The organism is Rhizobium sp. P1_B8, assembly GCF_056406515.1.
Genome location: NZ_JBFTZZ010000032.1, coordinates 41567 through 66283, shown reverse-complemented (window position 1 = coordinate 66283; position 24717 = coordinate 41567). Strand labels below are relative to the sequence as shown.

Annotated in this window: 23 protein-coding genes and 4 pseudogenes; 14 read left to right on the top strand and 13 right to left on the bottom strand. The window is 60.8% G+C overall.

From position 1 onward, the window contains the following. Positions 1-115, bottom strand: a pseudogene (locus tag AC1D2N_RS29350) (SRPBCC domain-containing protein); the annotation flags it as partial. Continuing rightward, positions 108-440: an ArsR/SmtB family transcription factor gene (locus AC1D2N_RS29345; RefSeq protein WP_112908524.1), complete on the bottom strand. Its 333-nt coding sequence runs from the start codon at positions 438-440 to the stop codon at positions 108-110. The gene AC1D2N_RS29345 and the pseudogene AC1D2N_RS29350, both read right to left, overlap by 8 nt. 408 nt (positions 441-848) lie before the next feature. On the opposite strand from AC1D2N_RS29345, the gene AC1D2N_RS29340 reads away from it, so the two are divergent. From AC1D2N_RS29340 to AC1D2N_RS29315, 6 genes and pseudogenes are all read left to right on the top strand, one after another. Beyond that, positions 849-1508, top strand: a complete 660-nt coding sequence (locus AC1D2N_RS29340; protein WP_130653722.1) for an ABC transporter ATP-binding protein — start codon at positions 849-851, stop codon at positions 1506-1508. Continuing rightward, positions 1505-3913, top strand: coding sequence for an ABC transporter permease (locus AC1D2N_RS29335; RefSeq protein ID WP_130653721.1), 2409 nt, complete (start codon positions 1505-1507; stop codon positions 3911-3913). Before AC1D2N_RS29340 ends, AC1D2N_RS29335 begins: the two co-directional genes overlap by 4 nt. Beyond that, entirely contained in the window at positions 3903-4970 is a 1068-nt protein-coding gene (locus AC1D2N_RS29330) for a lipocalin-like domain-containing protein (RefSeq protein WP_130653720.1), read from the top strand. Before AC1D2N_RS29335 ends, AC1D2N_RS29330 begins: the two co-directional genes overlap by 11 nt. A 107-nt stretch (positions 4971-5077) precedes the next feature. Continuing rightward, complete coding sequence (locus tag AC1D2N_RS29325; RefSeq protein ID WP_065276505.1) at positions 5078-5827, top strand: sulfite exporter TauE/SafE family protein; 750 nt, start codon at positions 5078-5080, stop codon at positions 5825-5827. A 486-nt stretch (positions 5828-6313) separates the two neighbouring features. After that, entirely contained in the window at positions 6314-6598 is a 285-nt protein-coding gene (locus AC1D2N_RS29320) for a type II toxin-antitoxin system TacA family antitoxin (RefSeq protein WP_130653719.1), read from the top strand. Next, positions 6598-7065: pseudogene (locus AC1D2N_RS29315) on the top strand (GNAT family N-acetyltransferase); the annotation flags it as partial. The gene AC1D2N_RS29320 and the pseudogene AC1D2N_RS29315, both read left to right, overlap by 1 nt. Positions 7066-7269: 204 nt before the next feature. On the opposite strand, the gene AC1D2N_RS29310 reads toward AC1D2N_RS29315, so the two are convergent. After that, the gene (locus tag AC1D2N_RS29310) at positions 7270-7482 is read right to left on the bottom strand and encodes a hypothetical protein (protein ID WP_165403074.1); all 213 of its coding nucleotides are present in this window, start codon (positions 7480-7482) and stop codon (positions 7270-7272) included. Positions 7483-8088: 606 nt separating this feature from the next. On the opposite strand from AC1D2N_RS29310, the gene AC1D2N_RS29305 reads away from it, so the two are divergent. Further along, positions 8089-8349 carry a DUF982 domain-containing protein gene (locus AC1D2N_RS29305; protein WP_130653718.1) on the top strand — a complete coding sequence of 87 codons (261 nt, stop codon included), beginning with the start codon at positions 8089-8091 and terminating at the stop codon, positions 8347-8349. Here the strand turns inward: AC1D2N_RS29305 and AC1D2N_RS29300 are convergent. Continuing rightward, a pseudogene (locus tag AC1D2N_RS29300) lies at positions 8348-8581 on the bottom strand (thermonuclease family protein); the annotation flags it as partial. The gene AC1D2N_RS29305 and the pseudogene AC1D2N_RS29300 overlap by 2 nt on opposite strands. Before the next feature lie 451 nt (positions 8582-9032). Between AC1D2N_RS29300 and AC1D2N_RS29295 the strand changes: the two are divergent. From AC1D2N_RS29295 to AC1D2N_RS29285, 3 genes are all read left to right on the top strand, one after another. After that, a complete protein-coding gene (locus tag AC1D2N_RS29295) occupies positions 9033-9389 on the top strand; it encodes a YidB family protein (protein WP_130653717.1) in 357 nt (118 codons plus the stop codon). Between the two features lie 55 nt (positions 9390-9444). Continuing rightward, positions 9445-9900 carry a hypothetical protein gene (locus AC1D2N_RS29290; protein ID WP_018483799.1) on the top strand — a complete coding sequence of 152 codons (456 nt, stop codon included), beginning with the start codon at positions 9445-9447 and terminating at the stop codon, positions 9898-9900. Between the two features lie 332 nt (positions 9901-10232). Further along, positions 10233-10934 carry a DUF899 family protein gene (locus AC1D2N_RS29285; RefSeq protein WP_115156662.1) on the top strand — a complete coding sequence of 234 codons (702 nt, stop codon included), beginning with the start codon at positions 10233-10235 and terminating at the stop codon, positions 10932-10934. 19 nt (positions 10935-10953) lie between these two features. Here the strand turns inward: AC1D2N_RS29285 and AC1D2N_RS29280 are convergent, their stop codons facing one another. The 6 genes from AC1D2N_RS29280 to hutI form a co-directional block, all read right to left on the bottom strand. Next, positions 10954-11583, bottom strand: a complete 630-nt coding sequence (locus AC1D2N_RS29280) for a J domain-containing protein (protein WP_130653716.1) — start codon at positions 11581-11583, stop codon at positions 10954-10956. A gap of 175 nt (positions 11584-11758) precedes the next feature. Further along, the gene (locus AC1D2N_RS29275; RefSeq protein WP_130653715.1) at positions 11759-12334 is read right to left on the bottom strand and encodes a HutD/Ves family protein; all 576 of its coding nucleotides are present in this window, start codon (positions 12332-12334) and stop codon (positions 11759-11761) included. Between the two features lie 5 nt (positions 12335-12339). Further along, positions 12340-14013 (bottom strand): urocanate hydratase, encoded by a 1674-nt coding sequence (gene hutU, locus AC1D2N_RS29270; RefSeq protein WP_018246339.1) that lies wholly within the window; start codon positions 14011-14013, stop codon positions 12340-12342. Positions 14014-14037: 24 nt separating this feature from the next. Next, positions 14038-14859, bottom strand: a complete 822-nt coding sequence (hutG, locus tag AC1D2N_RS29265; RefSeq protein ID WP_130653714.1) for an N-formylglutamate deformylase — start codon at positions 14857-14859, stop codon at positions 14038-14040. A 1-nt stretch (position 14860) separates the two neighbouring features. Next, the gene (gene hutH / locus AC1D2N_RS29260; RefSeq protein WP_130653713.1) at positions 14861-16396 is read right to left on the bottom strand and encodes a histidine ammonia-lyase; all 1536 of its coding nucleotides are present in this window, start codon (positions 16394-16396) and stop codon (positions 14861-14863) included. Beyond that, positions 16393-17655: an imidazolonepropionase gene (gene hutI, locus AC1D2N_RS29255; RefSeq protein WP_130653712.1), complete on the bottom strand. Its 1263-nt coding sequence runs from the start codon at positions 17653-17655 to the stop codon at positions 16393-16395. The genes hutH and hutI overlap by 4 nt, the downstream gene beginning before the upstream one ends. A gap of 122 nt (positions 17656-17777) precedes the next feature. Between hutI and AC1D2N_RS29250 the strand changes: the two genes are divergently transcribed. Next, positions 17778-19124, top strand: a complete 1347-nt coding sequence (locus AC1D2N_RS29250) for a formimidoylglutamate deiminase (protein WP_112908537.1) — start codon at positions 17778-17780, stop codon at positions 19122-19124. A gap of 121 nt (positions 19125-19245) precedes the next feature. Further along, a complete protein-coding gene (gene hutC / locus AC1D2N_RS29245; protein WP_130653711.1) occupies positions 19246-19965 on the top strand; it encodes a histidine utilization repressor in 720 nt (239 codons plus the stop codon). 135 nt (positions 19966-20100) lie between these two features. On the opposite strand, the pseudogene AC1D2N_RS29240 reads toward hutC, so the two are convergent. Then, positions 20101-20465, bottom strand: a pseudogene (locus AC1D2N_RS29240) (Tn3 family transposase); the annotation flags it as partial. Positions 20466-20602: 137 nt separating this feature from the next. Between AC1D2N_RS29240 and AC1D2N_RS29235 the strand changes: the two are divergent. Then, positions 20603-20905 (top strand): UBP-type zinc finger domain-containing protein, encoded by a 303-nt coding sequence (locus AC1D2N_RS29235; RefSeq protein ID WP_130653710.1) that lies wholly within the window; start codon positions 20603-20605, stop codon positions 20903-20905. Positions 20906-20915: 10 nt separating this feature from the next. Beyond that, positions 20916-22613, top strand: a complete 1698-nt coding sequence (locus AC1D2N_RS29230; protein WP_130653709.1) for an FAD-dependent oxidoreductase — start codon at positions 20916-20918, stop codon at positions 22611-22613. Between the two features lie 91 nt (positions 22614-22704). Here AC1D2N_RS29230 and AC1D2N_RS29225 read toward each other — a convergent pair whose 3' ends face one another. Both AC1D2N_RS29225 and AC1D2N_RS29220 read right to left on the bottom strand, forming a co-directional pair. After that, positions 22705-22860, bottom strand: coding sequence for a hypothetical protein (locus tag AC1D2N_RS29225; RefSeq protein ID WP_197728226.1), 156 nt, complete (start codon positions 22858-22860; stop codon positions 22705-22707). Between the two features lie 485 nt (positions 22861-23345). Beyond that, the gene (locus AC1D2N_RS29220) at positions 23346-24413 is read right to left on the bottom strand and encodes a cyclic nucleotide-binding domain-containing protein (RefSeq protein WP_018246347.1); all 1068 of its coding nucleotides are present in this window, start codon (positions 24411-24413) and stop codon (positions 23346-23348) included. Positions 24414-24717: the final 304 nt, after the last annotated feature.

Sequence of the window (24717 nt, the reverse complement as noted above, 5' to 3'; positions counted from 1 at the left end):
GTGCGAACGCTTTCGGGTCGGTCCATGCCCTGAAAACCAGATCGCATGGGGCATCAAACCTTCGTACAAGAACCAGGTCGCGGGCGTTGTCGGTGTCGGTCTCTGGATTAGTCATTTTCGTATCCTTGTACCTTGGACAGATAGTCATCAAGACGATCAAAGCTTTGATCCCAGAAGCGTCTGTAATCGGCGATCCAATCAGCAATTGTCTTCAACGCAGCCGGCTCGAGGACGCGGGGACGCGAATTCGCTTCACGGCCGGAGCGGATCAATCCGGCCTGTTCCAGGACCTTCAGATGCTTAGAAATGGCAGGCTGAGACAACTCGAAGGGATCTGCGAGTTCGGACACGGTCGCCTTGCCGCGAGCAAGCCGCTCAAGGATAGCTCTCCTTGTTGGATCTGAGAGCGCGGAGAAAATCGCATCGAGGCTGCTATCCATGCATCACCATTTGGCTATATAGCCGTATAGATATATTGCTGGTCGCGAGATGTCAAAGGCAATCTGGACGAATAGCGATGTCAGTTGAGAAGGAGCCACAGCGATTGCTGATGGAGTGCTTGAGCTTCTTCGCAAATTTGTCCCTGCGGTCGCTGCGCCCTGATGAACGGTGAGGATGTCCATCCCCGACGGCGATGACGACAATCAGGTATCGACTCCTTGGTTCGTCGTGGGGCCACGCTGACTACGAGCTGAAGCGATCCCAATTAGCGGTAGGTCGCGGCGAACGTGGTAGTCTTGGCCCTTCAAAGGTGAACGTTTCGGACCAAGGTCTTGTGATCCTCCGAAGAAATTCTTAGGTCACCCATAGGTCGTTGCATTCTGCGAATCCCTGACTAAGAGACCGACATGATCCTTACCCTCTCAGGCGTCAGAAAATCCTACACCACGGCCGAGGGGCTAATCGAAATACTAAAGGGGGTCGACCTTCAGGTGGCCTCTGGCGACAGCGTGGCGCTTACGGGAGAGTCCGGCAGTGGCAAGAGTACGCTGCTGCACCTGGCTGGCTGCCTGGATCGCGCGGATAGTGGATCCATCGTCATGAACGGACGGGACATCCGGCAGCTCAATGAGAATGAATGCGCTCATTACCGTAGAACCCAGGTGGGCTTGGTTTTTCAACAGTTTAATCTCATCCCTTCGCTGACGGTCGCCGCCAATATCTCATTCCACGCAAAGCTCGCCGATCGATTTGACCCTGTTTGGGAGATGGAGCTGATTGGCAAATTGGGGCTGCGTGATTACATCACCCGCTACCCCGAGCAACTATCTGGAGGTCAGCAACAGCGCGTTGCGATTGGGCGAACCTTGGCCGCGCGGCCGCCACTCATTCTCGCGGACGAGCCAACGGGCAACCTGGATGAGCAGACCGGAGACAGGGTCCTAGATCTTATGGTCAGCCTGTCACGGACCGCGGGGTCCGCTCTTCTGCTTGTGACTCACTCCGCAAGGCTTGCAGGCCGTCTGGATCGAATAGTGGTTCTTCGCGGCGGGAAGATTGACGAATGAACCTCGTCGCCTTCGCAGCGCTGCTGTCGCACTGGCGCCGAAAGCCGCTTCAGCTCCTCACCTTGGTCATGGGAATCACGCTCGCAACGGCGCTTTGGTCCGGCGTCCAAGCAATCAATGCCGAGGCTAGGGCAAGTTACGCACGGGCATCATCGGTTCTCGAGCAAGGAAGCCTTCGACAGATCGTTGCCAATGACGATGGTGGTATTGCGACCACAGTGTATGGAAGCCTTCGCCGAGCAGGCCTGGACGTTTCGCCTGTCATCGAGGGCAACTATCGCTTTGGGCCGGTGCGGATAAGAATGGTCGGCATCGAGCCGCTGACCATGCCCGGGGATAGCTCGGGCGTGACCATCGCAAACGGTGCGGAGCTCTCCGGCTTCTTTTCCACCACTGGGCTTCTCTTGGTATCGGCCGCGACTGCCGAGCGGCTTCGTGGCAACACGGACATGGCCGTCAAAGTCGACGGCAACGTCCCAGACGGCGCTGCCTTCTTGGACATCTCCGTAGCGGACAAATTGCTTGAAAAACATGGGAAGATCGACCGTCTGGTCATAGCTCCCGATGAGCGGGTTACAGTTCAAGCTCTCGAACAAATAGCGCCGGGGCTGACCATTCGCGAACCGGCCGACCAGCCGGATGTCTCTCGCCTCACGGACAGCTTCCACCTTAACCTGAGCGCTTTCGGGTTTCTGTCGTTCGTCGTCGGTCTGTTCATTGTTTACTCCACAACAGGCCTGACCTTCGAGCAGCGTCGCGGTACCTTTCGAACACTGCGATCTCTTGGTGTTTCCCTTCGGACTCTGGCCGTCATGCTCGTGGTTGAACTGTCGATACTGGCCTTGGTTTCCGGCGTTCTCGGGGTTATTCTCGGCTACATCATCGCCTGGCTCTTGATGCCGGGTGTCGCTGCCACCTTACGGAACTTGTATGGGGCGAATGTGTCGGGCTCGCTGTCAATTCGGCCCGAATGGTGGCTAGCGGGACTGGCGATCGCTCTTGGAGGGACCGGCGTTTCCTCGGCACAGAGCCTTTGGCGCGTCTGGAAACTGCCGATCCTCGCAGCGGCTCAACCAAGGGCGTGGGCGAGAGCATCAGCGCGCTCGCTGGTTTATCAGGCTGGAGCTGGCGGGTCGTTGCTAATATTGGCAGCCCTGCTTGCAATAGCCGGGTCCGGCCTTGTCGCGGGCTTTGCAGTACTCGCGTGCCTGCTTCTCGGAGCGGCACTGATACTGCCAGGGCTTATTGCCGTTGCCCTGATCACGGCTCAACATTTCGCAAGAAGCGCTCTTATGGAATGGTTCTGGGCAGATACCCGTATACAGCTGCCGGGGCTGTCACTGGCCCTGATGGCCCTTCTTCTAGCATTGTCGGCAAACATTGGTGTCGGCACGATGGTTTCCAGTTTCCGATTGACGTTTATCGGATGGCTGGATCAACGCTTGGCCGCAGAGCTATACGTGACCGCCAAGGATGACGACCAGTCCGAGCGACTGCGGACCTGGCTTCAGCGGCACGCCACAGCAGTCCTTCCGATCTGGAGCGTCGACGGTGAGGTCTCAGGTGAGCAGGTCCAGATTTTTGGCGTCGCAGATGATCCGACCTATCGGGAGCACTGGCCTCTGATCGCTTCCGATAAGGACGTGTGGGGAACGGTTGCTAACGGGCAGGGCGCTCTCGTCAACGAGCAGATGTGGCGTCGTGGTCAAGCTAAGATCGGCCAGCCTTTGGTTATGCCGGGTGGGTGGACTGCTACCGTAGTTGGCGTTTATTCAGACTACGGAAACCCCATCGGGCAGGTAATTGTTGGCATCGATACCTTGGTTGATCATTACCCGAATGTGTCGAAGGTCCGATACGGCGTCCGCGTGCCTCCCGAGCAAGCCCAGGACCTGAAACGTCAGCTGGTCGCGGAATTGGGTCTGCCTGAGACAGCGATCGTCGACCAGGCTTCACTCAAGCGACAGTCGCGAGCCATCTTCGACCAGACATTTAAGGTGACAGGTGCACTGAACGTCCTCACGCTGGCGGTGGCGGGATTTGCCATGTTCTCAAGCCTCCTGACCCTCTCTGGAATTCGGCTTCCGCAGCTTGCACCAGTCTGGGCGATCGGTGTGCGGCGTCGAGATCTAGCTCTATACGAAATTGCCCGGACACTGGCGCTGTGGCTCGTGACATTTCTGGCGGCGATTCCGGTCGGTCTTACTCTGGCATGGGTGCTGCTTTCGATTGTGAACGTGGAGGCTTTCGGGTGGCGCTTGCCGATGGTGGTCTTTCCGATCGACTGGCTCTGGCTGGGAGCGATTGCGCTGCTGGCGGCGTTCTTGTCGGTGCTGGTGCCGGTCAGGCGCCTGGCCACGATTAATCCTGCAGACCTGCTTAGGATTTTCGCGAATGAACGTTAGAAAAGTTTCATCCGCTTTTGTCGCAGTGGCTATGGTCTCTCTGGCTGAACAGGCGTCGGGGCAGGGGTTCGCCGGACTGGGATCGGATGCACAGGGCTTTTCGATCCCGGAGCGTGGACGCGATCTCTCGTTTCCTGCCGATCATGGCGCTCATCCGGATTATCGGATTGAGTGGTGGTATGTCACCGCCAACCTCAAGGGTGAGGATGGCAAGCGGTATGGGGCGCAGTGGACATTGTTTCGATCCGCTCTGGCTCCGGAAGAAAGGCCAGGCTTCGCAGATCCCCAGCTATGGATCGGGCATGCGGCGATTACCACCCAGTCTCACCAGTTCGTCGCCGAGCGCTTGGGCCGGGGCGGCGTTGGACAGGCAGGCGTCGAGGCCACGCCGTTTCGGGCATGGATCGACGACTGGCAGATGACTGGTTCCACTGAGAGCGCCTTTGACCTTAGGGATCTTTCGGTGACTGCGAGCGGGACGGATTTCAGCTTTGGCTTGAACCTTGGCGCCGACGGCCCGCTCGTGCTGCAGGGTGAAAACGGGTTTTCTGTGAAGTCATCAGGCGGGCAGGCGAGCTACTACTACTCGCAACCGTTCTACAAGGTCTCCGGCGCAATCACGATCTCCGGATCCCCGGTGAAGGTCACCGGGAGAGCGTGGCTGGATCGGGAGTGGTCGTCTCAGCCGCTCGCCTCAAACCAGACGGGCTGGGACTGGTTCTCATTACATTTCGACTCTGGCGAGAAGCTTATGGCCTTTCGCCTTCGCGATGATAAGGACGGGTTCATCTCCGCGAACTGGATATCCTCGGACGGGCGAACGACACCCCTGTCGAAAGAAGAGGTTCAACTGGAGCCTTTGCGGAAGGCAACAGTCAAGGGGCGAGAGATACCGGTGGAATGGCGAATACGCGTTCCAGGTAAGTCGCTCGATATAAGAACCAAACCGTTGAATGACCAGTCCTGGATGGCGACATCGACGCCATACTGGGAGGGGCCGATAGATCTCAGGGGTTCAATGTCAGGCGTCGGATATCTCGAAATGACAGGATACTAGTCGTGGGGCGGACTCTTATGGACGCACAACGTCGTACGGCAATGTGACCGCGGTATTGGACAAAAGGCTCGGCCGAAATCAGGCTTGGGTGCTAAGGCGACCTGAACATGTACGATATAATGCTTCTTTTCCTTGCTGGCTTGTTAGCAGGCAGCATGAATGCGTTGGCGGGCGGCGGGTCGTTCGTATCCCTGCCGGCGCTGATATCGGTCGGAGTGCCGTCGGTAGCCGCAAACGCGACAAGCACCTTAGCCCTGTTCCCCGGCGGTATGGCGAGCTCGTGGGTCTACCGTGATGGGGTTAGGAGTGTGTGCGGCGTCAATGTCGTGCCCATTGCTGTCGTGACGGTGATGGGTGGTGTGGCCGGAAGCATTCTATTGCTGCTAACCCCTTCGAGGATTTTCGATGGTATCCTGCCATGGCTTTTGCTGGTGGCGACATTGATGCTCGCTGCAGGTCCGAGGCTCAGCGCCCAGTTGCAGACGCAGGCACGTCCGAGTGTTCTGGCGTTCGCAACGGTTCAGTTCTTTCTCGGTCTTTATGGCGGCTATTTTGGCGGCGCGGTGGGTCTCATGATGCTTGCGGCGTGGAGCGCGCTCGGGGGCGGGGACATCAAGAGCCTGAATCCGACAAGAATGGTGATGGTAACCGCCGCCAACGCAGTCGCCGTCATCGTCTTCGTACTTGCCGGGGCAATCGTATGGCAGGAGTGCATTCCCATGACGATTGGAGCCATTATCGGCGGGTGGATCGGAGCGCATATCGGACGAAGGCTGCCATCATCGGTGGTTCGGCTGCTAACTCTCGCGGTGGCCTTTTTAACGACGGCGGTGTTCTTTTCGCGAGCTTACCTTTGAGCGGAGGTACTGTGCCCCTCAGGCTCTCAGTCAATAATTTGCAATTGAAGGAGCCGAAGCCCCGCAAAATGCTCAAGGGGCTCGACGAATGGGTCGCGGGAAAGCGTCGATCCAGCGGATTTGATTGAGAACACGCGAACGATCGTCATTGCCGCCGAATATTGGCGGCACGCAGATGAGCTTGTGCCCAGTGTTCGCCTTTCCAAATGCGCGGATTTGCTGGTTCGTGGGCGAGAGGCGCGATCCCGGGCTGCTGGATCACTCAACTAGCGCCCGCAATGCGGCGGGCGCGTTCTCGAAGGCGTAGGGATTGAGGAACTGGCGTCGCCAGTTTCTTGTCTAGCGGTGAAAGCCGGGCTTCCGATCGAAAGCGATCAGCGCCCATGTCCAGAACGAACCGAAAGGGAGGCTCTGGGGATATCAACCCGCAACGTCGCAGGAAATAGATACACCCGTTTGTGGTATAAGGCCTTGAAGGAAAAGGCCATGACCAGGAAAAACGCCACCGATACCCATACCCGCGCCGTTAACTTGAGGGTTCGTGAGGACGTTCGCGTCCTGATCGACCGCGCCGCCAAGGCCCACGGGAAAACCCGTTCGGATTTCATGATCGACGCATCGCGCCGTGCCGCAGAAGACGCGCTTCTCGATCAGACATTGGTGCGGGTCGATCCTGACAGCTACAAACACTATCTCGCCGTCCTCGACCAGCCGCCAGATAGCGAAGGCTTCGAACGGTTGATGAAAGCTCCCAAACCCTGGCAGCCGTAATGTTGTCTGCACCGACGCTTCTCTGCGAAGCGCACGATCTCCAGCGATTCGACAGCGGGCACGACAGCCTTGATGAATGGCTGCGCCGCAGGGCGCGGGCCAATCAGGTCAGCGGCGCATCGCGAACCAATGTGGGCTGCGAGGGCGAGCGCTTTGTCGGTTATTACTGCCTCTCATCGGGAGCGCTGGCGGTTGCGGACGCTCCGGGAGCGATCCGGCGCAACATGCCCGACCCGGTTCCCATGGCAGTCCTTGGCCGTCTGGCCATCGATTGCAACTGGCAGGGAAAAGGAATCGGAGCCGCGCTGTTGCAAGACGCCGTGCTGCGTACTGGAAAGGCAGCCCATATCATGGGTATTCGCGGCCTTCTGGTTCACGCGATCTCCGATGAGGCCAAGGCCTTCTATGAGCATTTTGGATTTGCAGCGTCGCCTGCGAATCCTATGGCCTTGGTGTTATCATTGAAAACTCAAGTAGGCCTGATCGGTGAAAACAGTCGCTCGTCTGACAACCCAACGACGGTCGGCTCGATCGAGCTGCCAGGCCGACAAGCAACCGATTCTGGACGAGTTCGTCGCTGGCAGAGGTGATCGATCTTATGCCTGCAATCATCAAGCGGATCTGCCCAAGGACGAGGAGCTCACTCCCATCAGAAAGAACGTCGCATGATCTCAGTCAGCAGCATGCACCTGAACGCCGCGGCAGAGCAGTCCCCAAGTCGGGCTTCGTTGGGCCTCCTGGGCGTCAGCTTGCGTCATCGGATCGTCGCCGTCGTCTGGCTCGGGGCCATCAGGCGGCGGAGTCTCTCCAGGATCTCGCTCAGGTTCGGGATTGCCGATCGGCGGCGCTGGCGGCGGAACGATAGGCTCGTTGGGTACGGACATGATTTCCTCCATACTGGAAAACTCGCCTGTCCTTCCGTTTATTCAAGAGTGGTGCCGTGATGAGATGCTTTTCTCGAGCAGCGAACCGACCGCCGCCGGCGGTCTCGGGCCATGGCCCACTCCTTGATAAGGAAGGGCAAGGGTACAAACGTCAAAAAAGCCTGCGCCCTCGCGGAGAAGACGGACAAGGCGATCCGACGGTGACGGCATCGGCCGCTCCATACCTGGCTCGGCGATCGACATATCCGTGCCGGCTTTGGACGGTGAAACATGGCGACGTGGCAGTGCTGGAGCCGGTCCGGCAGGGGCAATCGCGGCCATCCTCGGATTAAGCGGTATCGATGATGTCGGCGTTGCGGAGTAATTCGGGGCGTTCGACTCGCGAGCATGTCGGCGGCCATGTTGGCTTCAGCACGGGTAAATGAGGCTGGCGCATTTCCCCGCCAACAGGTGCCTATGCTGACGTTGGCGATGCTGAGGCGACTGAAGCGCCTTTAAGACATGGTCTCCTTTTCATGATGCGGCCTTCGAAACGAGCTTTGGCAGAAGATCACGGAACAGTTCTTGCACGGTTACTAATATATTTACCGTGGGAGAACTAAAGTCATGAAATGGCACACATCCGCAGAGTTTACCCCTCTTATGCTCGTTGTAAGCGGGTCGGAAAAATACAAGCTTGTCGCGACCCTTTTCCAGGCTGCCGAAATGTTGACGGCTAGCTGGCCGATCGACGATGGAGAAGAATATCTTATAGCGATCAGAGCGTGCCGGAGCGCAATTCATGGGGAAATTCCGGCTCAGGATGCGCGAGCAGCGCTTATCCGTGCCGCCGATGAAGCTGGTATTCCGGTGATCACCGTTCACTGAGCACTTTCAGCCCGCGCTCGGCCACCAGTTCTTTTTAGCCTCTCTTTGGCGACAAGCGCCAGCTTCCTTTCCTTCATGCACTTCGATTGCGATCCTATCTCCGGCGTGTCGACGCGATGCCACAGACTAAGGGAACACCCTCCCCCAGCAATCGCATGTTCCGCTCGTCGCATTTTACCGTGCCGCCGTCGCCGACGGTCAGCGATGAGCGGATGATCAGCCCTGCAATCATTGAATGATACTCCCACGCCCAGCCGCCTCGAGCTTCCGCCTTGGTGCCTGTTCTTATGGGTACGTTTTACGCGTGACGTCTCTTACCGATTCAGTATCGCAGCAGATTTACACATGATTTGGCCCGCCCTTGCAGGATGAGGCAGGTTGTCAGCCGCCTGCCGTTCCGCCTCTGAAGCGAAGGTGGCCACTGAATTGTCATTATGAATCCTCATTAATCTCTCTCTGTGAACCAAGTGCGTTCGCGTTCCACTGAAATTTTCAATAAGCAAACGCTACAACTTCCTCGCACGGCTCTCCATGGACCGAAGATCGGGGCGTTGTTGGGATTCTTCAAACCCGTGAAACGGGGGCGCAAGGGCGCCAGAAGCGGAGTGGCCTTTGTTCATCGGAGGTTCATTCAGCAGGTGTAAGCGTTTGTGGTGTACGGCGAATAAACCAAGGGGAGTGTCATGGGGCTTTTCGATGGTTTAGGCAGTATCGTCAGCGACGTCTTGAACGGTAGGCCAGTCAATCTTCTGGCGGTCGCCGAAGATGTTTTCCAGAATGCCGGCGGACTCGATGGCGTTCTCACGCAACTCAACCAAAGCGGGCTTGGCCATCAGGTAGCCTCCTGGATAGGCTCGGGCGATAATATCCCGATCACCGCGGACCAAATTCGCGCAGCGCTCTCGTCGGAGCAGCTACAGGGCCTCGCCTCCAAACTCGGCATCGATATCAGCAAGGTACCGGAGCTGCTCGCGGAGCACCTTCCGACGGCCGTAGATCAGGCAAGCCCCAATGGAACCCTCCCGTCGTCAGCGTCCTAACGCCGAGGCGGAAGCGAAGACTGAAACGTTAACATCATCGACGGAGGCCAATCATATGTCACACAAACTGCTTCTATCTGCTGCCGGCTCGCTGGTTGCTGCTTTTATCATGTCGTCGCCGGCGCATGCGTTGACGATGAAGGAGTGCAGCACAAAGTATCAGGCTGCCAAGGCCGACGGTTCCGCCAAGGACGTGAAGTGGAACGACTTCCGCGCAAAGTTCTGCGGCGCGGACGCTGCTGCTGCCGACAAGGCTGATGAGGCGGACGTTACCGCCACGAGCGAGAAGGAACCGGCAAAGCCGACGACTGCGGCGCCGAAGAGCGTCAAGTTCCCGAAGGCGATCGACAAGAAATATTCGAGTGAGACGCCCGGTAAGGCCCGCCTGCACACCTGCGTCGACTCCTACCATGCCGCCAAGGATGCCGGCACGCTCGGCGACCTTAAGTGGATCCAGAAGGGCGGCGGCTATTGGAGCCTCTGCAACACCAGCATCAAGGCCGCTGGCTGATCGAATCCAGTCTCCAGCAACAGGAAAGGCCGCATCCCTAGCGGCCTTTTTCTTTCGCCAAACCGAGGTGCGAGGGATCACCGCGGGCCATAGCCGATGACGATGTTGGCGTGCACGCTCATCGTCTTTTACGGCTTCGCCGATCGGCTGCTCACGCGCGATCTTGATGTGCTGGGTTATGGCGAACCGGACGCCGAGCCGGACAAACCGCGGGGCGAATATTTTCCGTCGGCACTGTCGATTTTCGCATCAGCCGATCGTCCTTGTCATGATGTGCTGGCACCCCGGTCGTGGCTTCAGCACGTTCTCAGGCAACAGAAGGAGCTATTGTCATGGATAATCAGCATCTGGCACCCGCCGCAGTGCTTGCGGCCAAGAACGGCGTCCGGTTTCCCAACGAGAGCGAGGCGTATCGCAGCGCCCGCGACGCGCTGCTGGCCGAAGAGATCGAGTTGCGCCGGCACATCGAGCGTGTGGCAAGACAGCGCCGGGCGCTGCCGCCGGGCGGCGAGGTGACGAAAGACTACCGCTTCGAGGGCAGCGATGGGCCAATATCCTTCAGCGAGCTCTTCGCCGACAAGGAGACGCTGATCGTCTACAGCTACATGTTCGGCCCGCAACGCGAGCGTCCATGCCCGATGTGCACCTCGCTTCTGTCGGCCTGGGATGGCGAAGTGCCTGACATCCAGCAGCGCGCAGCGCTTGCCGTCGTCGCCCGCTCGCCGATCGAAAAGCTGCTCGCCTTCAAGAAAGAACGCGGCTGGCATCACCTGCCGCTCTATTCCGATATGACGGACGACTATAGTCGCGACTATCACGCAATCGGCACGGATGGTGGCGATGGTGCCGCCTTCAACGTTTTCACGCGACGTGACGGCACCATCCGCCATTTCTGGAGCCAGGAGATGGGCGAGGTGACGGCTGATCCGGGCGAGGATCCGCGCGGCGCGCCCGACCTGATGCCGCTTTGGACCATTATCGATTCGACGCCCGAAGGCCGGCCGGCGGACTGGTATCCGAAGCTGTCATATTAATAGCCGGCGTCGTCCGTCGTCAGCCGGTGGAGCGGTTTCTGGAGGCTTCGACCCATTCGATGCTGGTGACCGCGGCATCCGGCAGCGGCGACGGATCGATGTCGTAGACATAGCCGCTGAGCATGTCGGCGGCGCGTTCCGTTGCCTTTATCTTCGCCTCGGTTTCCGCGACCGCCTTGGAGATTGCTTCGATGCGGGCGCGAAACATGTGGGCGAGCACATCGCGGCCGGACTGTTTTTCGAGCCGTTCGAGATGCAGTCCGACGCGCGAGGCGTGGCGCTCCAGCTCGCTCTTGCTGAAACGCGCCTTGCGCAGTTCTTCGGAAAGGCTGTCCTGCATGACGGCGACAGGATCGAAACTTCCCGGTGCGCGCTCGTCGAGCACTGCATCGGTGACGAGTTTCTCGATCATCACGAGCGCCTGCAATTCGGCCGCATCGGCGAATTCAACGTCGTAGCCGGTATCGTCGTAGACCTTGCGCCGGACCGGATCGAGAAGCAGCCCATAGGCTTTCTGCAGATTGGCAAAGGCTTCCGAATCACCACCCGAATCGGGGTGGGCAACCTTTGCCAGGCGCCGATAGGCGGCCTTCAATTGCGCCTCGTCCGCTTCGCGTTCAACGCCGAGAATATCGTATGGATCCGTCACGCCTGCTCCCTTGCTCCCCGGCACGTTGCGGGCAGTCTAGGTCTTCTTCTGCATCAGAAGGGCGAAGTTTAGACCGAAACGAGGATTGACGTCCATGGCCCGAGATGGCGATGGTTTATGCACATGCCTCGCCAAATCCTCGATTGTTTAATATTTTCAATTCGTTGTTCGGCAATCAGCCTGTGGTGATCGAAGCGAGATAACATCTGGCTTCGCCATCGATTTCCAGCACGGTTGCGGCCGCGTCCTCGATCAGCAGTGCATCGCCGGCCGCAAGCGCGCCGGTCTCGCCGTCCCGCCGGAATGACAATGCGCCCTGATGACAGAGGAACAGGCATGTCGAGGGCGGTAGCGGCACGGTCTTGCCACCATCGACGTCGATGCGGATCAACCTGTGGGCGAGCCAGACACGGCGTGTCATGACGTTGAGATCGGTGATTGATCCATCCTGGAGCCTGGCCGTGACGGGGACATCCGCCGGGAAGGCTAGCGGATCGCTTGCCGTTGTCAGCGGCACTGCCGCTCTGCCTTCCACTTCGAGCACCATGCCGTTGCCATCAAGGATCGCCAGCGTGCGGTCGATGCCGGGAAAGATCGAAAACGGGCCGTCCTCTGCGACCGTCGCCATGCTGACGCGCCAGTCGAAGTCGTCGATCGAAGCGTCAGCTGGAAAGACGGCGATCTCCACCGTCTCTCCCTTGCCGTTTTTCCAGGGCATGCGTTTATGATCGCCGGCGCGCAGGATCCTCACTGGGTTCAGTTCCCGAGAATGCCGGGCAGGCGCAGGCCCTTTTCCTTCGCGCAGTCGATGGCGATCTCGTAGCCGGCATCGGCGTGGCGCATGACGCCGGTCGCCGGATCGTTCCAGAGCACACGCTCGAGACGCCTTGCAGCATCGTCCGTGCCGTCGGCGCAAATGACCATGCCGGAGTGCTGCGAGAAGCCCATGCCGACTCCGCCGCCGTGATGCAGCGACACCCAGGTCGCACCCGATGCCGTGTTGAGCAGGGCATTGAGAAGCGGCCAGTCGGAAACGGCGTCGGAGCCGTCCTTCATCGCTTCGGTCTCGCGGTTCGGCGAGGCGACGGAACCAGAGTCCAGATGGTCGCGGCCGATGACGATCGGGGCGGAGAGTTCGCCCGTTCTCACCATCTCGTTGAAGGCGAGGCCGAGCTTGTGGCGGTCGCCTAGACCTACCCAGCAGATGCGTGCCGGCAGGCCCTGGAAGGCGATGCGCTCCCTGGCCATGTCGAGCCAGTTGTGCAGGTGCTTGTTGTCGGGCAGCAGCTCCTTCACCTTGGCATCGGTCTTGTAGATATCCTCCGGATCGCCGGAAAGGGCCGCCCAGCGGAAGGGGCCGATGCCGCGGCAAAACAGCGGACGGATATAGGCCGGCACGAAGCCCGGGAAGGCGAAGGCGTTTTCGAGGCCTTCGTCCTTGGCGACCTGGCGGATATTGTTGCCATAATCGAGTGTCGGCACGCCGGCATTCCAGAAGGCGATCATCGCTTCGACATGCTCGCGCATCGAGGCGCGCGCTGCTTTTTCCACTGCCTTCGGATCGCTTTCGCGCTTTGCCTTCCACTCACCCATCGTCCAGCCCTTCGGCAGGTAGCCGTTGATCGGGTCGTGGGCCGAGGTCTGGTCGGTGACGATATCGGGGCGGATGCCGCGGCGGACCATCTCCGGCAGGATTTCGGCAGCATTTCCAAGCAGGCCGACGGACTTCGCCTCGCCGGCCTTGGTCCAGCGGTCGATCATCTCAAGCGCTTCATCGAGCGTCTCGGCCTTGGCGTCGACATAGCGGGTGCGCAGGCGGAAATCGATCGAATCGGGATTGCATTCGACGGCCAGGCAGCAGGCGCCGGCCATGACGGCGGCGAGCGGCTGGGCGCCGCCCATGCCGCCGAGGCCGCCGGTCAGGATCCATTTGCCCTTGAGATTGCCGCCGTAGTGCTGGCGGCCGGCCTCGACGAAGGTCTCGTAGGTGCCCTGCACGATGCCCTGCGTGCCGATATAGATCCACGAGCCGGCCGTCATCTGGCCGTACATCGCAAGGCCCTTCTTATCCAGCTCGTTGAAATGATCCCAGGTCGCCCAATGCGGTACGAGGTTGGAATTGGCGATCAGCACGCGCGGCGCATCCTTGTGGGTGCGGAATACGGCCACCGGCTTGCCGGATTGGACGATCAGGGTTTCTTCTTCCGTCAGCGTCTTCAGCGTCGCGACGATGCGGTCGAAATCCTCCCAGGTGCGGGCGGCGCGGCCGATGCCGCCATAAACGACGAGCTCGTTCGGATTTTCGGCGACGTCAGGGTCGAGATTGTTCATCAGCATGCGCAGCGGCGCTTCGGTCATCCAGCTCTTGGCATTGAGATCGTTGCCGCGGGGCGCGCGGATTTCACGGATATTGTGGCGTGGATTGTTCATGGCGGTTCCCCTGTCGAGTGATCGTTATCGTTTCAGGCCTGGTGCAATCTGTTCGATGCGCACCAGAATGTTTTTAAGATGGACGCGAAGTCTGTCTGCCTTGGCGGCATCGTAGGCGAAGGGCGTCGCCTCGGTTTGGAGATGCGTCGATTGCGCGAGCTCCATCTGGATCGCGTGCACACCAGTGTCGGGCCGACCATAGTGGCGTGTCGTCCAGCCGCCCTTGAAGCGACCGTTGAGCACACTGTCGTAACCTTCGGCGGCTTCGACGACGGTGAGCGTCGCCTGCTCGATGGCGCTGTCGCACGTCTTGCTCATGTCGGTGCCGATATTGAAATCCGGCAACTTGCCTTCGAAGAGGAAGGGGATGTGGGAGCGGATCGAGTGGCAGTCGTAGAGAATTGCGACGCCATGGATGGCTCTCACGCGCTCGATCTCGGCGGCGAGTGCGGCATGATAGGGAGCATGGAAGTCCCGCAGCCGCGCCGCGATGTCGGCTTCGTCAGGCGCCTGCCCATCCTTCCAAATCGCCTTTCCGTCGAAATCCGTCTGCGGAATGAGGCCGGTGGTGTTCTGGCCGGGATAGAGGCTGACGCCCTGGGGATCGCGGTTGGCGTCGATCACATAGCGGTGGAAGGTGGCGCGCACCACCGTGACGTTGTCCAGCAGGCCGTCATAGAGCCTGTGGATATGCCAGTCGGTGTCGGCCAGCATCCTGCCATTGTCGTTGAGCCGGTCGGCAATCTCAGCCGGCACGTCGGTGCCGGTATGGGGGAAGCCGAGGATGACGGGGGAGGTGCCTTGGCGAATTTCGCATGGGGAGGAGACTTTTTCCGTCACCATCATCTCAGCCCTCCAATACCGGCAATATGCCAGATGAAACCGAGGCGTTCAGTGCGCCCGTTGCCACCAGTTCGGCGGCGGCGGCGAGGTCGTTTGCCATGTAGCGATCGGCGTCGAGGCTCGGCGCTTTGCTGCGGATAGCGGCGATCGCCTTGCCAAGCTCCGGGCTCGTGGATAGCGGCGCGCGCAGTTCAACGCCTTGGGCGGCGGTCAGCGCCTCGATGCCGATGATGCCGAACAGGTTCTCGGTCATGGCAAGCAGGCGGCGGGCGCCATGGCAGGCCATCGAGACATGGTCTTCTTGGTTGGCCGACGTAGGTGTCGAATCGACCGAGGCCGGGTGCGACATCTGCTTGTTTTCCGACATCAGCGCCGCCGACGTCACCTCGGCGATCATCAGGCCGGAATTCAAGCCCGGCTTCTTGGCGAGGAAGGCCGGCAGGCCGTAGGAGAGTGTGGGATCGACCAGCAGCGCGATGCGGCGCTGCGAAATCGCGCCGATCTCGCAGACGGCGAGCGCGATCTGGTCGGCGGCGAAGGCGACGGGTTCGGCGTGGAAATTACCGCCGGAGACGACGGAATTGTCCGAGAGAACCAGCGGATTGTCGGTGACCGCATTGGCCTCGATTTCAAGGGTGCGGGCAACCGAGCGCAACAGATCGAGGCAGGCGCCGTCGACCTGCGGCTGGCAGCGGATGCAATAGGGATCCTGCACGCGCTCGTCGCCCTCGATGTGGCTCTGGCGAATGATGGAGTTTTCCAGCAGCGCGCGAAGCGCGGCTGCCGTGTCGATCTGGCCCTCATGGCCACGCAATGTGTGAATATCCGGATGGAAGGGCGCCGAAGAGCCCATGGCGGCATCGGTGGACATGGCGCCGGTGATAAGAGCTGCCTGTGCGGCACGATGGGCGCGAAACAGGCCGGCCAGCGCCAGCGCCGTCGAGGTCTGGGTGCCGTTGATCAGCGCCAGGCCCTCCTTGGCGGCGAGCACGACCGGTCTGAGACCAGCCCTTTCGAGGGCTTGCGCACCCGAGAGGCGTTCGCCGGCGAAGAAGGCTTCGGCCTCGCCCATCATCACTGCCGCCATATGGGCGAGCGGGGCGAGATCGCCGGAGGCGCCGACCGAGCCCTTTTCCGGGATCAGCGGGATGACGCCCTTTTCCAGCATGCCTTCGATCAGCCGCACCAGCTCCAGCCGCACGCCGGAGGCGCCGCGCCCGAGCGAGACCAGCTTCAGCGCCATGATCAGCCGCACGATATTCTCAGGCAGCGGCGCGCCGACACCGCAGCAATGCGACAGGATGAGATTGCGCTGCAAGGTGGTCACATCGGCGCTGTCGATCTTGATCGAGGCGAGTTTGCCGAAGCCGGTATTGATGCCGTAGACCGGCGCATTGCCGGCGGCGATCTCGGCGATACGGGCAGCGGCCTTGGCGATCCCCGCATCGAAGGCGGGATCGAGCCTTGCCGGTGCGCCCGTCCAGTAGATGATTTCCAGATCTTTGAGTGAGACGGAACCCGGGTGGAGCGTGATGGTCATCGACCGTTCCTTTCGCCCTTGAAGACGCGTGTGTGAAGCGGATTGAAGCCGATGCGGTAGACGAGCTCGGCAAGGCTTTCGATATTCCAGATGGCGAGATCGGCGGATTTGCCGGGTTCGAGCGTTCCTGTCTTGTCGAGCAGACCGAGCGCGCGCGCACCTTCGCGGGTGGCGCCGGCGATGCATTCCTCGACGGTCAGGCCGAAAAGTGTGGCCGACATATTCATGGTGAGCAGCATCGAAGTGAGCGGCGAGGTGCCGGGATTGCAATCAGTGGCGATCGCGATCGGCACGCCTGCCCGCCGCAACGCCTCAACCGGCGGCTTCTGCTTTTCATGGATCGCATAGAAGGCGCCGGGCAGCAGCACGGCGACGGTGCCGGCTGCGGCCATCGCCGCAACGCCATCTTCATCGAGATATTCGAGGTGATCGGCTGAAAGCGCGCCATAGGACGCGGCGAGCTTGGCGCCGCCAAGATTGGAGAGCTGCTCGGCATGCAGCTTGACAGGCAGGCCGAGCGCCTTGGCCTTGTCGAAGACGCGCGCGATCTCGGTCGTGGAAAAGGCGATGCCCTCGCAAAAGCCGTCGACGGCATCGGCAAGACCGAGGTTATGCATGTCGTCGAGACCTGGCAGGACGACATCATCGAGATAATCGCCGTTGCGCCCCTTATATTCCACAGGCGTCGCATGGGCGCCGAGATAGCTGGTGGCGACGCGGACCGGTCTGATATGGCCGAGCAGGCGGGCGCTCTGGAGCATCTTCACTTCACCGGTTCGGTTCAACCCGTAACCGGACTTGACCTCGATCGTCGTGACACCTTCGGCAAGCAGCGTGTCGAGCCGCGGCAGAGCCGCGGCGACGAGTTCCTCGACCGACAGCGCATTGGTCGCCTTCACCGAGGAGACGATGCCGCCACCGGCACGCGCGACCTCCTCATAGGTGGCGCCTGCAAGGCGCATTTCGAACTCGCGGGCGCGGTTGCCGCCGTGAACGATATGGGTGTGGCAGTCGACGAGGCCGGGCGTTACCCAGCGGCCTTCCAGATCGACGATTTCGGAGTGTTCGATGGCCGATGCCGGCAGGTCGCTTTCGGCGCCGGCAAAGGCGATGCGGCCGTTTTCGATCATGACGGCGCCCTTTTCGACGATGCCGAGCCCTTCTTTATCGGGCGCAAGCGTGGCCAGCCGCGCATTGCGCCAAAGCGCCGGACGGGCGTCGGCGGACGAGGTTTCCTCTGAAAAATTGTTCCCGGTCATCAGCTTTGCGCCTTTCCTTATGTCAAAACATGTATATACATAATCGACAGGTGACAAGAGAAATTTTGTGCGCTTTTCTGGAAAAGAAAGATCGGCGGCACGGCAAAAGGAGAGGGAAGGCCATGGCCACACTTCACGCAGATACGGCGCTGACCCCGCAAGGCTGGCAGAAGGATGTGCGGCTGACGCTCGAAGCCGGGCGCATCGCACGGGTCGAAATCGGAACTTCTCCCGGGCCCGGCGACGAACGCCACGCTCTGCTCGTTCCTGCCATGGCGAACCTGCACAGCCATGCTTTCCAGCGGGCGATGGCCGGCCTTGCCGAAGTGCGCGGCCCGGCCAATGACAGCTTCTGGAGCTGGCGCACTGTCATGTACAAATTTGCCCTGGCGATGACGCCGGCGCATGTCGAGGCGGTGGCGGCCAAGCTTTATGCGGAAATGCTGGAGGCCGGTTTTTCCCGCGTCGGCGAGTTCCACTATCTCCACCACGACAGGGATGGCGGCACTTACGCCAATATCGCCGAGCTTGCCGAGCGCATCGGGGCGGCGAGTGAAGAGACCGGTATTGGCCTGACGCTGCTGCCGGTCTTTTATGCCCATTCCGGCTTCGGCGGTGCTGCCCCCATCGACGGTCAGCGGCGTTTCATCAATTCGCTCGAAAGCTTCGAAAGGCTGATGGAGGGATGCCGGGCGGTGACCCGCCGGCTCGACGGCGCCGAGCTCGGGCTGGCGCCGCACAGCCTGCGCGCCGCGACACCGGACGAGCTTATGAGGCTCGTGCCGATGGCGGGCGAGGGTCCCATCCATATCCATGTCGCCGAGCAGGTGAAGGAGGTCGAGGACTGCATCGCCTGGTCCGGCGCGCGGCCCGTGGAGTGGCTGCTCGATCATGCGCCGGTGGATGAGCGCTGGTGCCTGATCCATGCGACCCACATGACCGAGGACGAAACGCGGCGGATGGCAAAAAGCGGCGCGATCGCCGGCCTCTGCCCGATCACCGAAGCCAATCTCGGCGATGGCGCCTTTGCCGCACCGCTCTTCCTCGAAGAGGGCGGGCGTTACGGCATCGGCTCGGATTCCAACGTGCTGATCTCCCTGCCGGAGGAACTGCGCCAGCTCGAATATTCGCAGCGCCTGGCGCTTCGCGCCCGCAACGTCGTCGCAGCGCCCGGCGGTTCGACGGCGCTTTCGCTGTTTACACATGCGCTTGCCGGCGGTGGCGCCGCGCTGAAGTCGCCGGCCGGGCTCGTCGAGGGCCATCACGCCGATATCGTTTCGCTCGATACGACGGCCATTCCCTATCTCACAGGCGACCAGATCCTCGATCACTGGCTGTTTGCAGGCGGCATGTCCGTCGATTGCGTCTGGGCGCATGGCCGCAAGCAGGTGGAGGGCGGCCGCCATCTCAGGCGCGATGCCATCGACCGGCGTTTCCTCGCTGTCATGGGCGAACTGCTTGCTGCCTGAAAAAGAGCTTTTCCTGTCCAGACATTCGAATTAGAGCAGTTCCAGCAAAAATGTGTAGCGGTTTTGCGTTCGGGATTGCGTAAAAACAAAGAGATAGCGGGAGACCAATCGGAACGTGGCGATGAACCAAAGCAGGGATCCCACCTTGCATCAGCGCATCCTCAGCGACATCGAGGGCCGTATCGTCTCGGGCGATTGGCCGCCGGGGCACCGCATTCCCTTCGAGGTCGATCTCGCCACGCAGTATGACTGCTCGCGCATGACGGTGAACAAGGTGCTGACCCAGCTCGCCAAGGCCGGCCTTATCGAGCGCCGCAAGAAATCCGGCAGCTTCGTCACCCAGCCGCAGGCGCAATCGGCTGTTCTCGAAATCCACGACATCAAGGCCGAGGTGCAGTCGCTGAACCTGCCCTATTCCTATGCGGTATCGAAAAAGACGAGCCGCAAGGCCAAGGCAGAAGACAGTCGAAGGCTGGAACTGCCTATGGCGTCCTCGGTCGTCGAGGTCGTCTGCATCCACAATGCCGGCATGCGGCCCTTTTGCCTGGAGGAGCGGCTGATCAGCCTTGCTACGGTTCCTGAAGCCGCCGATGCCGACTTCCAGACGATGGCGCCGGGTCCCTGGCTGCTCAACCAGGTGCCGTGGAGCACTGCAGAACACCGGATCCACGCCGTCTCGGCCAATGCCGAAGTGGCCGCCGTCTTAGACATAGCGCGCAATACCGCCTGCCTCGTGGTCGAACGCCGGACCTGGAGTGGCGCCGGCCCGGTAACGCATGTACGCTTCACCTATCCGGGTGATCGTCACGCGCTGGTGGCGCGTTTCACGCCGGCATCCTAATTAACCCGATCTAACCGGCCGTTGCCGCTGCATCCGTCGAAACCCAGCCCATGCCGCGGGCGGAACCGCCGGGCATGGTGGCCAGCATCATCACCGTCCGCCTTCCCCGGCGATCCGGTAGTGTTGGCCATCACGGAGTATCAGCTCCTCGGCGCTGTCGTCCGGAACGTCCGCCGTCAGCCGGTCGATCCGCAAGGTTCCATCCTCGATGCTGCCATGCGGGATCGTGCCGTTGCGCGCCGCTTGCGCCAGCCGCTTCAGTCCATCGGCGAGGCGCGTCTTGCGGTTACATGCTTCGGATCGAGCGGCACGGCCAGTTTTGCATTAGCCTGTGCCGTAATCATCGGCACCAACACCTGCTTCAGGTCACCGTAGCGGCGAGAGGGGTCGAGCCAGACGTCGCCGGAGCGGAAAGCATCGCGCAAGTGGAACAGAACCGCTACCTCCCAGAGGCGGTTGTCATCTTGGCCCTGGGCTTGCAAATGACGGTGCCACTTCGAAGCTGAAGAACGTTGTGGGAACACGGCGGCAGTGGATGCGGAAGTGCATTTCTATCCTTGCGTATCGATGGAGAAAATCGCCTCGTGATCTATGTTCTTCCGGCAGGGACAGCCTTCAATCACCACCGGAGAAGCAGATGTCGGGATGTAAGCATGTCGCAGGTGTGCGATCCGTGACGCCAAGGACGCTTGGTTGCGAAGAATGCCTGGAGATTGGCCAGGAATGGGTGCATCTTCGCCTGTGCCGGGAATGCGGCCATGTCGGATGCTGCGATCAATCCATAGGCAAGCATGCGACGGCGCATTTTCACGCCTCGGGACATCCGATTATCGAGGGCTATGACCCGCCCGAAGGCTGGGGCTGGTGCTATCTCGACCAGATCATGGTGGAGCTTCCCGATCAGACGCCGCAGCGCGGCCCGATCCCAAGCTTTTATTGAGGGCTTCGACATGACCGCCGATAATCTGGAATCCCGCCGCTATCAGATGTTTCCGGTGCTGAGCGCCGCGCAGGTTCAGATGGCGAGGCGCTTTGCCAGCGGCGTGCCGCATACATTTGCTCCCGGTGAGGTTGTCTACCAGATCGGTGACCGGAATGCGCCGGCATGGCTGGTCCTTTCCGGCCGCCTGGATGCTTTCCGGCATGACGGACTGTCGACGCCGGAAGTCTTGATCACCAGCCATGGCGAGGGGCAGTTTTCAGGAGAGGTCAGCCAGCTCTCCGGAAGGCCGCTGCTAGCCGGCGGGCGTGCGGGGCCGGAAGGATGTGTGGCGCTGGCCTTCGATGCTGCCCATCTGAAGGCGCTGATCATTGGTTCGGCCGAGATCGGCGAGATCATCATGCGCGCCTATATCCTGCGGCGCGTGGAACTGATTCAGTTCGGCGGCGCCGGCTCGATCCTGATAGGCCATCCCGGCGAGCGCGATCTCACGCGGCTGCAGGGCTTTCTGTCCCGGAGCGGCTATCCGCATGTCGTGCTCGATGCCGCCTCCGACCATGAGGGCCGGGCATTAGTAGAGAGGCTCGGCATCCTGCCTGTCGATCTGCCGCTGATGGTCTGCCCGAATGGCACCGTCCTCAAACACCCAACCGATGCGGAAGCCGCCTGCTGCCTCGGCATCATGCCGGAGCTCGATCCGGCCATCCTCTATGATGTGGCGATCGTAGGCGCCGGACCTTCGGGACTGGCGGCTGCCGTCTATGCCGCGTCCGAAGGGCTGCGCGTCATCGTCATCGATGCGCGGGCGATCGGCGGGCAGGCCGGCAGTTCCTCGCGCATCGAAAACTATCTTGGCTTTCCAACCGGAATTTCGGGCCAAGCGCTCGCCGGCCGCGCCTTCAACCAGGCGCTCAAGTTCGGCGCGGAGATCGCCCTGCCGCTCGATGTCAGCGAGCTGGTCCCGGCGGCGGCAGGCCGGCGGGCAATCGACCCGATGACGTTGCGCCTCGATGGAGACAGGACGGTGAAGGCGCGAACCGTCGTCATCGCCTCGGGTGCCCGATACCGCAGGCCTACCATTCCCGACATCGCCCGTTTCGAAGGAGCGGGAATTTCCTATTGGGCCTCGGCAATCGAGGCAAAGCTCTGTGAAAACGACGATATTGCGCTTGTCGGCGGCGGCAATTCGGCCGGCCAGGCTGTCGCCTTTCTGGCGCCGCGGGTCCGGCGCCTGCATCTCCTGATCCGCCGAAGCCTGGTGGAGACCATGTCCACCTATCTGATCGAACGCATAGCTGCGCTGCCGAATGTGGAGATGCATGTGGGATGCGAACTGACGGCGCTCTCCGAAGAGCAGAATGGCCGCCTGACGGCCACCGTCACGAATTTTCAGCAGCGGAGCGAGACAAATTACGACCTTCGCAAGGTCTTCATGTTCATCGGCGCAGATCCCAATACCGACTGGATCAAGTGCCGCATCAAGACCGATGACAAGGGCTTCATCAGGACCGGCACGGGATTTACACCCGATGTCGAGATGGAGCTTCGGCGGCCCTCGCTCGCGCTTGAAACCAGTCTGCCGAACGTCTTTGCGATCGGCGACGTGCGCGCCGGGTCGACGAAGCGGGTTGCGGCGGCGGTGGGCGAGGGTGCTGCCGTCGTCAGCGATATTCATGCCGCGCTGAGACAGTCCGCGCTCATGAAATAGGCTGCATTCCTTTAAGCGGGTGGGGCGACTTTTCATTGGTGCAGCGCATGGGCGGGCTACGCCAATTCGCATATCTGGTTTCCGTCTTGCCTTATGCGCTCACCTGGCGGGCAAGCCAGTCTTCGTAGCTGACGGAGCCGAGGCGTGCGGATTTACCTGTCGTCGGTGACTGGTCGTTGAGGGCGATGCCGAAATAGCGAGTGTGGACGTCAGGAACGATCTTGCGCGGGTCCTTGGTGATGCGCACGAAGCGGCGGATTCAGTTCGTCGAGCGGCAGGGCTTCCGGACCGCCGACTTCGACAATGCCGTTGACGGGTGCCGCGACTGCCGCGTCAGCGACGGCTGCGGAGACATCGCCGGACCATATGGGCTGGATCAGGGCGGGAGAAACGCGGATTTCCTCGCCTTTCGTCGCCTCCTGCGCGATGCCGCCGACAGGGTTTTGCTGATCTATCGAATACCGCGCGTGGGTTACCATCATAGAAACCCAGCTTGATCTGGGGGCTTCGTATATCGCATCGCGTGGTTGGAAACTTTGCGGGACATTTGTCGGTAAGCGGCGCTAGTTTTGAAACACGGCCCCGGCCCCAGTCCACAGGAGAGCCGCCGATCATAAAGCAAAGTTAAAAGTTCAGGGTTGAAATCAACGCCTCGGACGCTCTGCTTTTCGACCGTCTGGGAGCATGAGCCGGTCAAGGCGTAACCCCCAGGCCGCTGCCATCAGGCTTGGATTATTCCTTCGGCGGCCCGCCCCGCCGCTCCAGCGCCGTCTTGCGGATGGTCTCCGCGATCTCCGGACTGCTGCTCGACAACAGCTGGAAATCCACGGCGTAGAGCGACAGCAGCGATACCTCGGTTGCTGCGCTGACCGTCGCTGAGCGAGGTTCGCCACTGATTAGCGCCATCTCGCCAAAGAAGTTTCCGGCACCGAGTTCCACCGGATGGTCGGGTGTCGCCACGGTGACCCGCCCCTCGACAATGAAGAACATCTGATCGCCAACATCGCCCTTGCGGCAGATCACGGCACCCGAGGGGACAATGCGCGTTCGCAGCGCCCGAACGATCTCTATCAGTGCAGCGGAACCAAGCTTCTGGAACAGGGGTACGGCAGCGACCAACTGCCAATTGCGAACGAAGTCTTGGCGGCGAACCTCTTCGTAGAAGCCGGTGGCGAGGATGCCGGCCCAAAGTGCAAAAATACCGATCCCGCTCATCATCACCAATCCGGCCAGAACGCGACCTGCGAGGGTCTGCGGGATCTCGTCGCCGTAGCCGGTCGTCGACAGCGTCACGACCGCCCACCACATCGCCTGCGGAATGCTGCCGAACCTATCGGGCTGGACGTCTCGCTCGATGATATAACCGGCCAACGCAGCACCAAAAAGAACGATGCCGAACACCGATGTCACGCCAAGCAGATTGCGCGATTCATTCGCAACCACCTTTGCCAGCAGCCTGAAGAAGGTCGAGTCGCGCAACGGCTTGAGAAGCCAAATGGCGCAATAGAGGTTTCGATCACGGGACCCGACGAACAAGAATGCAGCAGCCGGAACTAGAACCGCGAGAAAATCGATCACGAGGGCCGGCATCCCGCCCGACAAGCGGTCTCGCCGTGAAAGCAATGTGCCGCTCAATTGGAGGACATAGGCCAGCCAAATTGCCGCAAGTAGCAGCTCAAAGACAAGCCTCTCCTGTCCAGTAAGGCCCTGCGTCGTCAGTGCGGCAACGACCAGGAGACCGATTGCAGCGAACAGCGCGTTGAGCGGCGTCGAAATCTTTGAGAACGGCACTGCCGACATTACCTACTCCCAACCACCCGGCATTCGTCGACAATAGATACCTTCCGGCCACACGCAAGGGAACCGGGGACTGATGCAGGTGCCGCCCGAGATCCCGCGACTCACGAGGGCAAGGGCGCCAGCCCTATTCCGATCTCGAGCAAGACTATCCGTCGGGCTTCAACTAGGCATGCCCGGGGCCCGACGCAACAAGGAGAAGAAGATCCGACCTCCGTCGAAACGGACAATCATTGGCGTGCGGCGGTTGTCTCGGCACTGACTCGGCCCACGCCTTGTCCATGCGTTATTGCCTAGCTTGTAAAAA

Coding starts and splice junctions, on each gene's coding strand:
- hutI (WP_130653712.1), bottom strand. CDS start 17,655: ATGACCGGGAACAATTTTTCAGAGGAAACCTCGTCCGCCGACGCCCGT.
- hutH (WP_130653713.1), bottom strand. CDS start 16,396: ATGACCATCACGCTCCACCCGGGTTCCGTCTCACTCAAAGATCTGGAA.
- AC1D2N_RS29295 (WP_130653717.1), top strand. CDS start 9,033: ATGGGGCTTTTCGATGGTTTAGGCAGTATCGTCAGCGACGTCTTGAAC.
- hutG (WP_130653714.1), bottom strand. CDS start 14,859: ATGATGGTGACGGAAAAAGTCTCCTCCCCATGCGAAATTCGCCAAGGC.
- hutC (WP_130653711.1), top strand. CDS start 19,246: ATGAACCAAAGCAGGGATCCCACCTTGCATCAGCGCATCCTCAGCGAC.
- AC1D2N_RS29345 (WP_112908524.1), bottom strand. CDS start 440: ATGGATAGCAGCCTCGATGCGATTTTCTCCGCGCTCTCAGATCCAACA.
- hutU (WP_018246339.1), bottom strand. CDS start 14,013: ATGAACAATCCACGCCACAATATCCGTGAAATCCGCGCGCCCCGCGGC.
- AC1D2N_RS29250 (WP_112908537.1), top strand. CDS start 17,778: ATGGCCACACTTCACGCAGATACGGCGCTGACCCCGCAAGGCTGGCAG.
- AC1D2N_RS29335 (WP_130653721.1), top strand. CDS start 1,505: ATGAACCTCGTCGCCTTCGCAGCGCTGCTGTCGCACTGGCGCCGAAAG.
- AC1D2N_RS29285 (WP_115156662.1), top strand. CDS start 10,233: ATGGATAATCAGCATCTGGCACCCGCCGCAGTGCTTGCGGCCAAGAAC.
- AC1D2N_RS29330 (WP_130653720.1), top strand. CDS start 3,903: ATGAACGTTAGAAAAGTTTCATCCGCTTTTGTCGCAGTGGCTATGGTC.
- AC1D2N_RS29340 (WP_130653722.1), top strand. CDS start 849: ATGATCCTTACCCTCTCAGGCGTCAGAAAATCCTACACCACGGCCGAG.
- AC1D2N_RS29230 (WP_130653709.1), top strand. CDS start 20,916: ATGACCGCCGATAATCTGGAATCCCGCCGCTATCAGATGTTTCCGGTG.
- AC1D2N_RS29310 (WP_165403074.1), bottom strand. CDS start 7,482: ATGTCCGTACCCAACGAGCCTATCGTTCCGCCGCCAGCGCCGCCGATC.
- AC1D2N_RS29290 (WP_018483799.1), top strand. CDS start 9,445: ATGTCACACAAACTGCTTCTATCTGCTGCCGGCTCGCTGGTTGCTGCT.
- AC1D2N_RS29235 (WP_130653710.1), top strand. CDS start 20,603: ATGTCGGGATGTAAGCATGTCGCAGGTGTGCGATCCGTGACGCCAAGG.
- AC1D2N_RS29220 (WP_018246347.1), bottom strand. CDS start 24,413: ATGTCGGCAGTGCCGTTCTCAAAGATTTCGACGCCGCTCAACGCGCTG.
- AC1D2N_RS29325 (WP_065276505.1), top strand. CDS start 5,078: ATGTACGATATAATGCTTCTTTTCCTTGCTGGCTTGTTAGCAGGCAGC.
- AC1D2N_RS29305 (WP_130653718.1), top strand. CDS start 8,089: ATGAAATGGCACACATCCGCAGAGTTTACCCCTCTTATGCTCGTTGTA.
- AC1D2N_RS29320 (WP_130653719.1), top strand. CDS start 6,314: ATGACCAGGAAAAACGCCACCGATACCCATACCCGCGCCGTTAACTTG.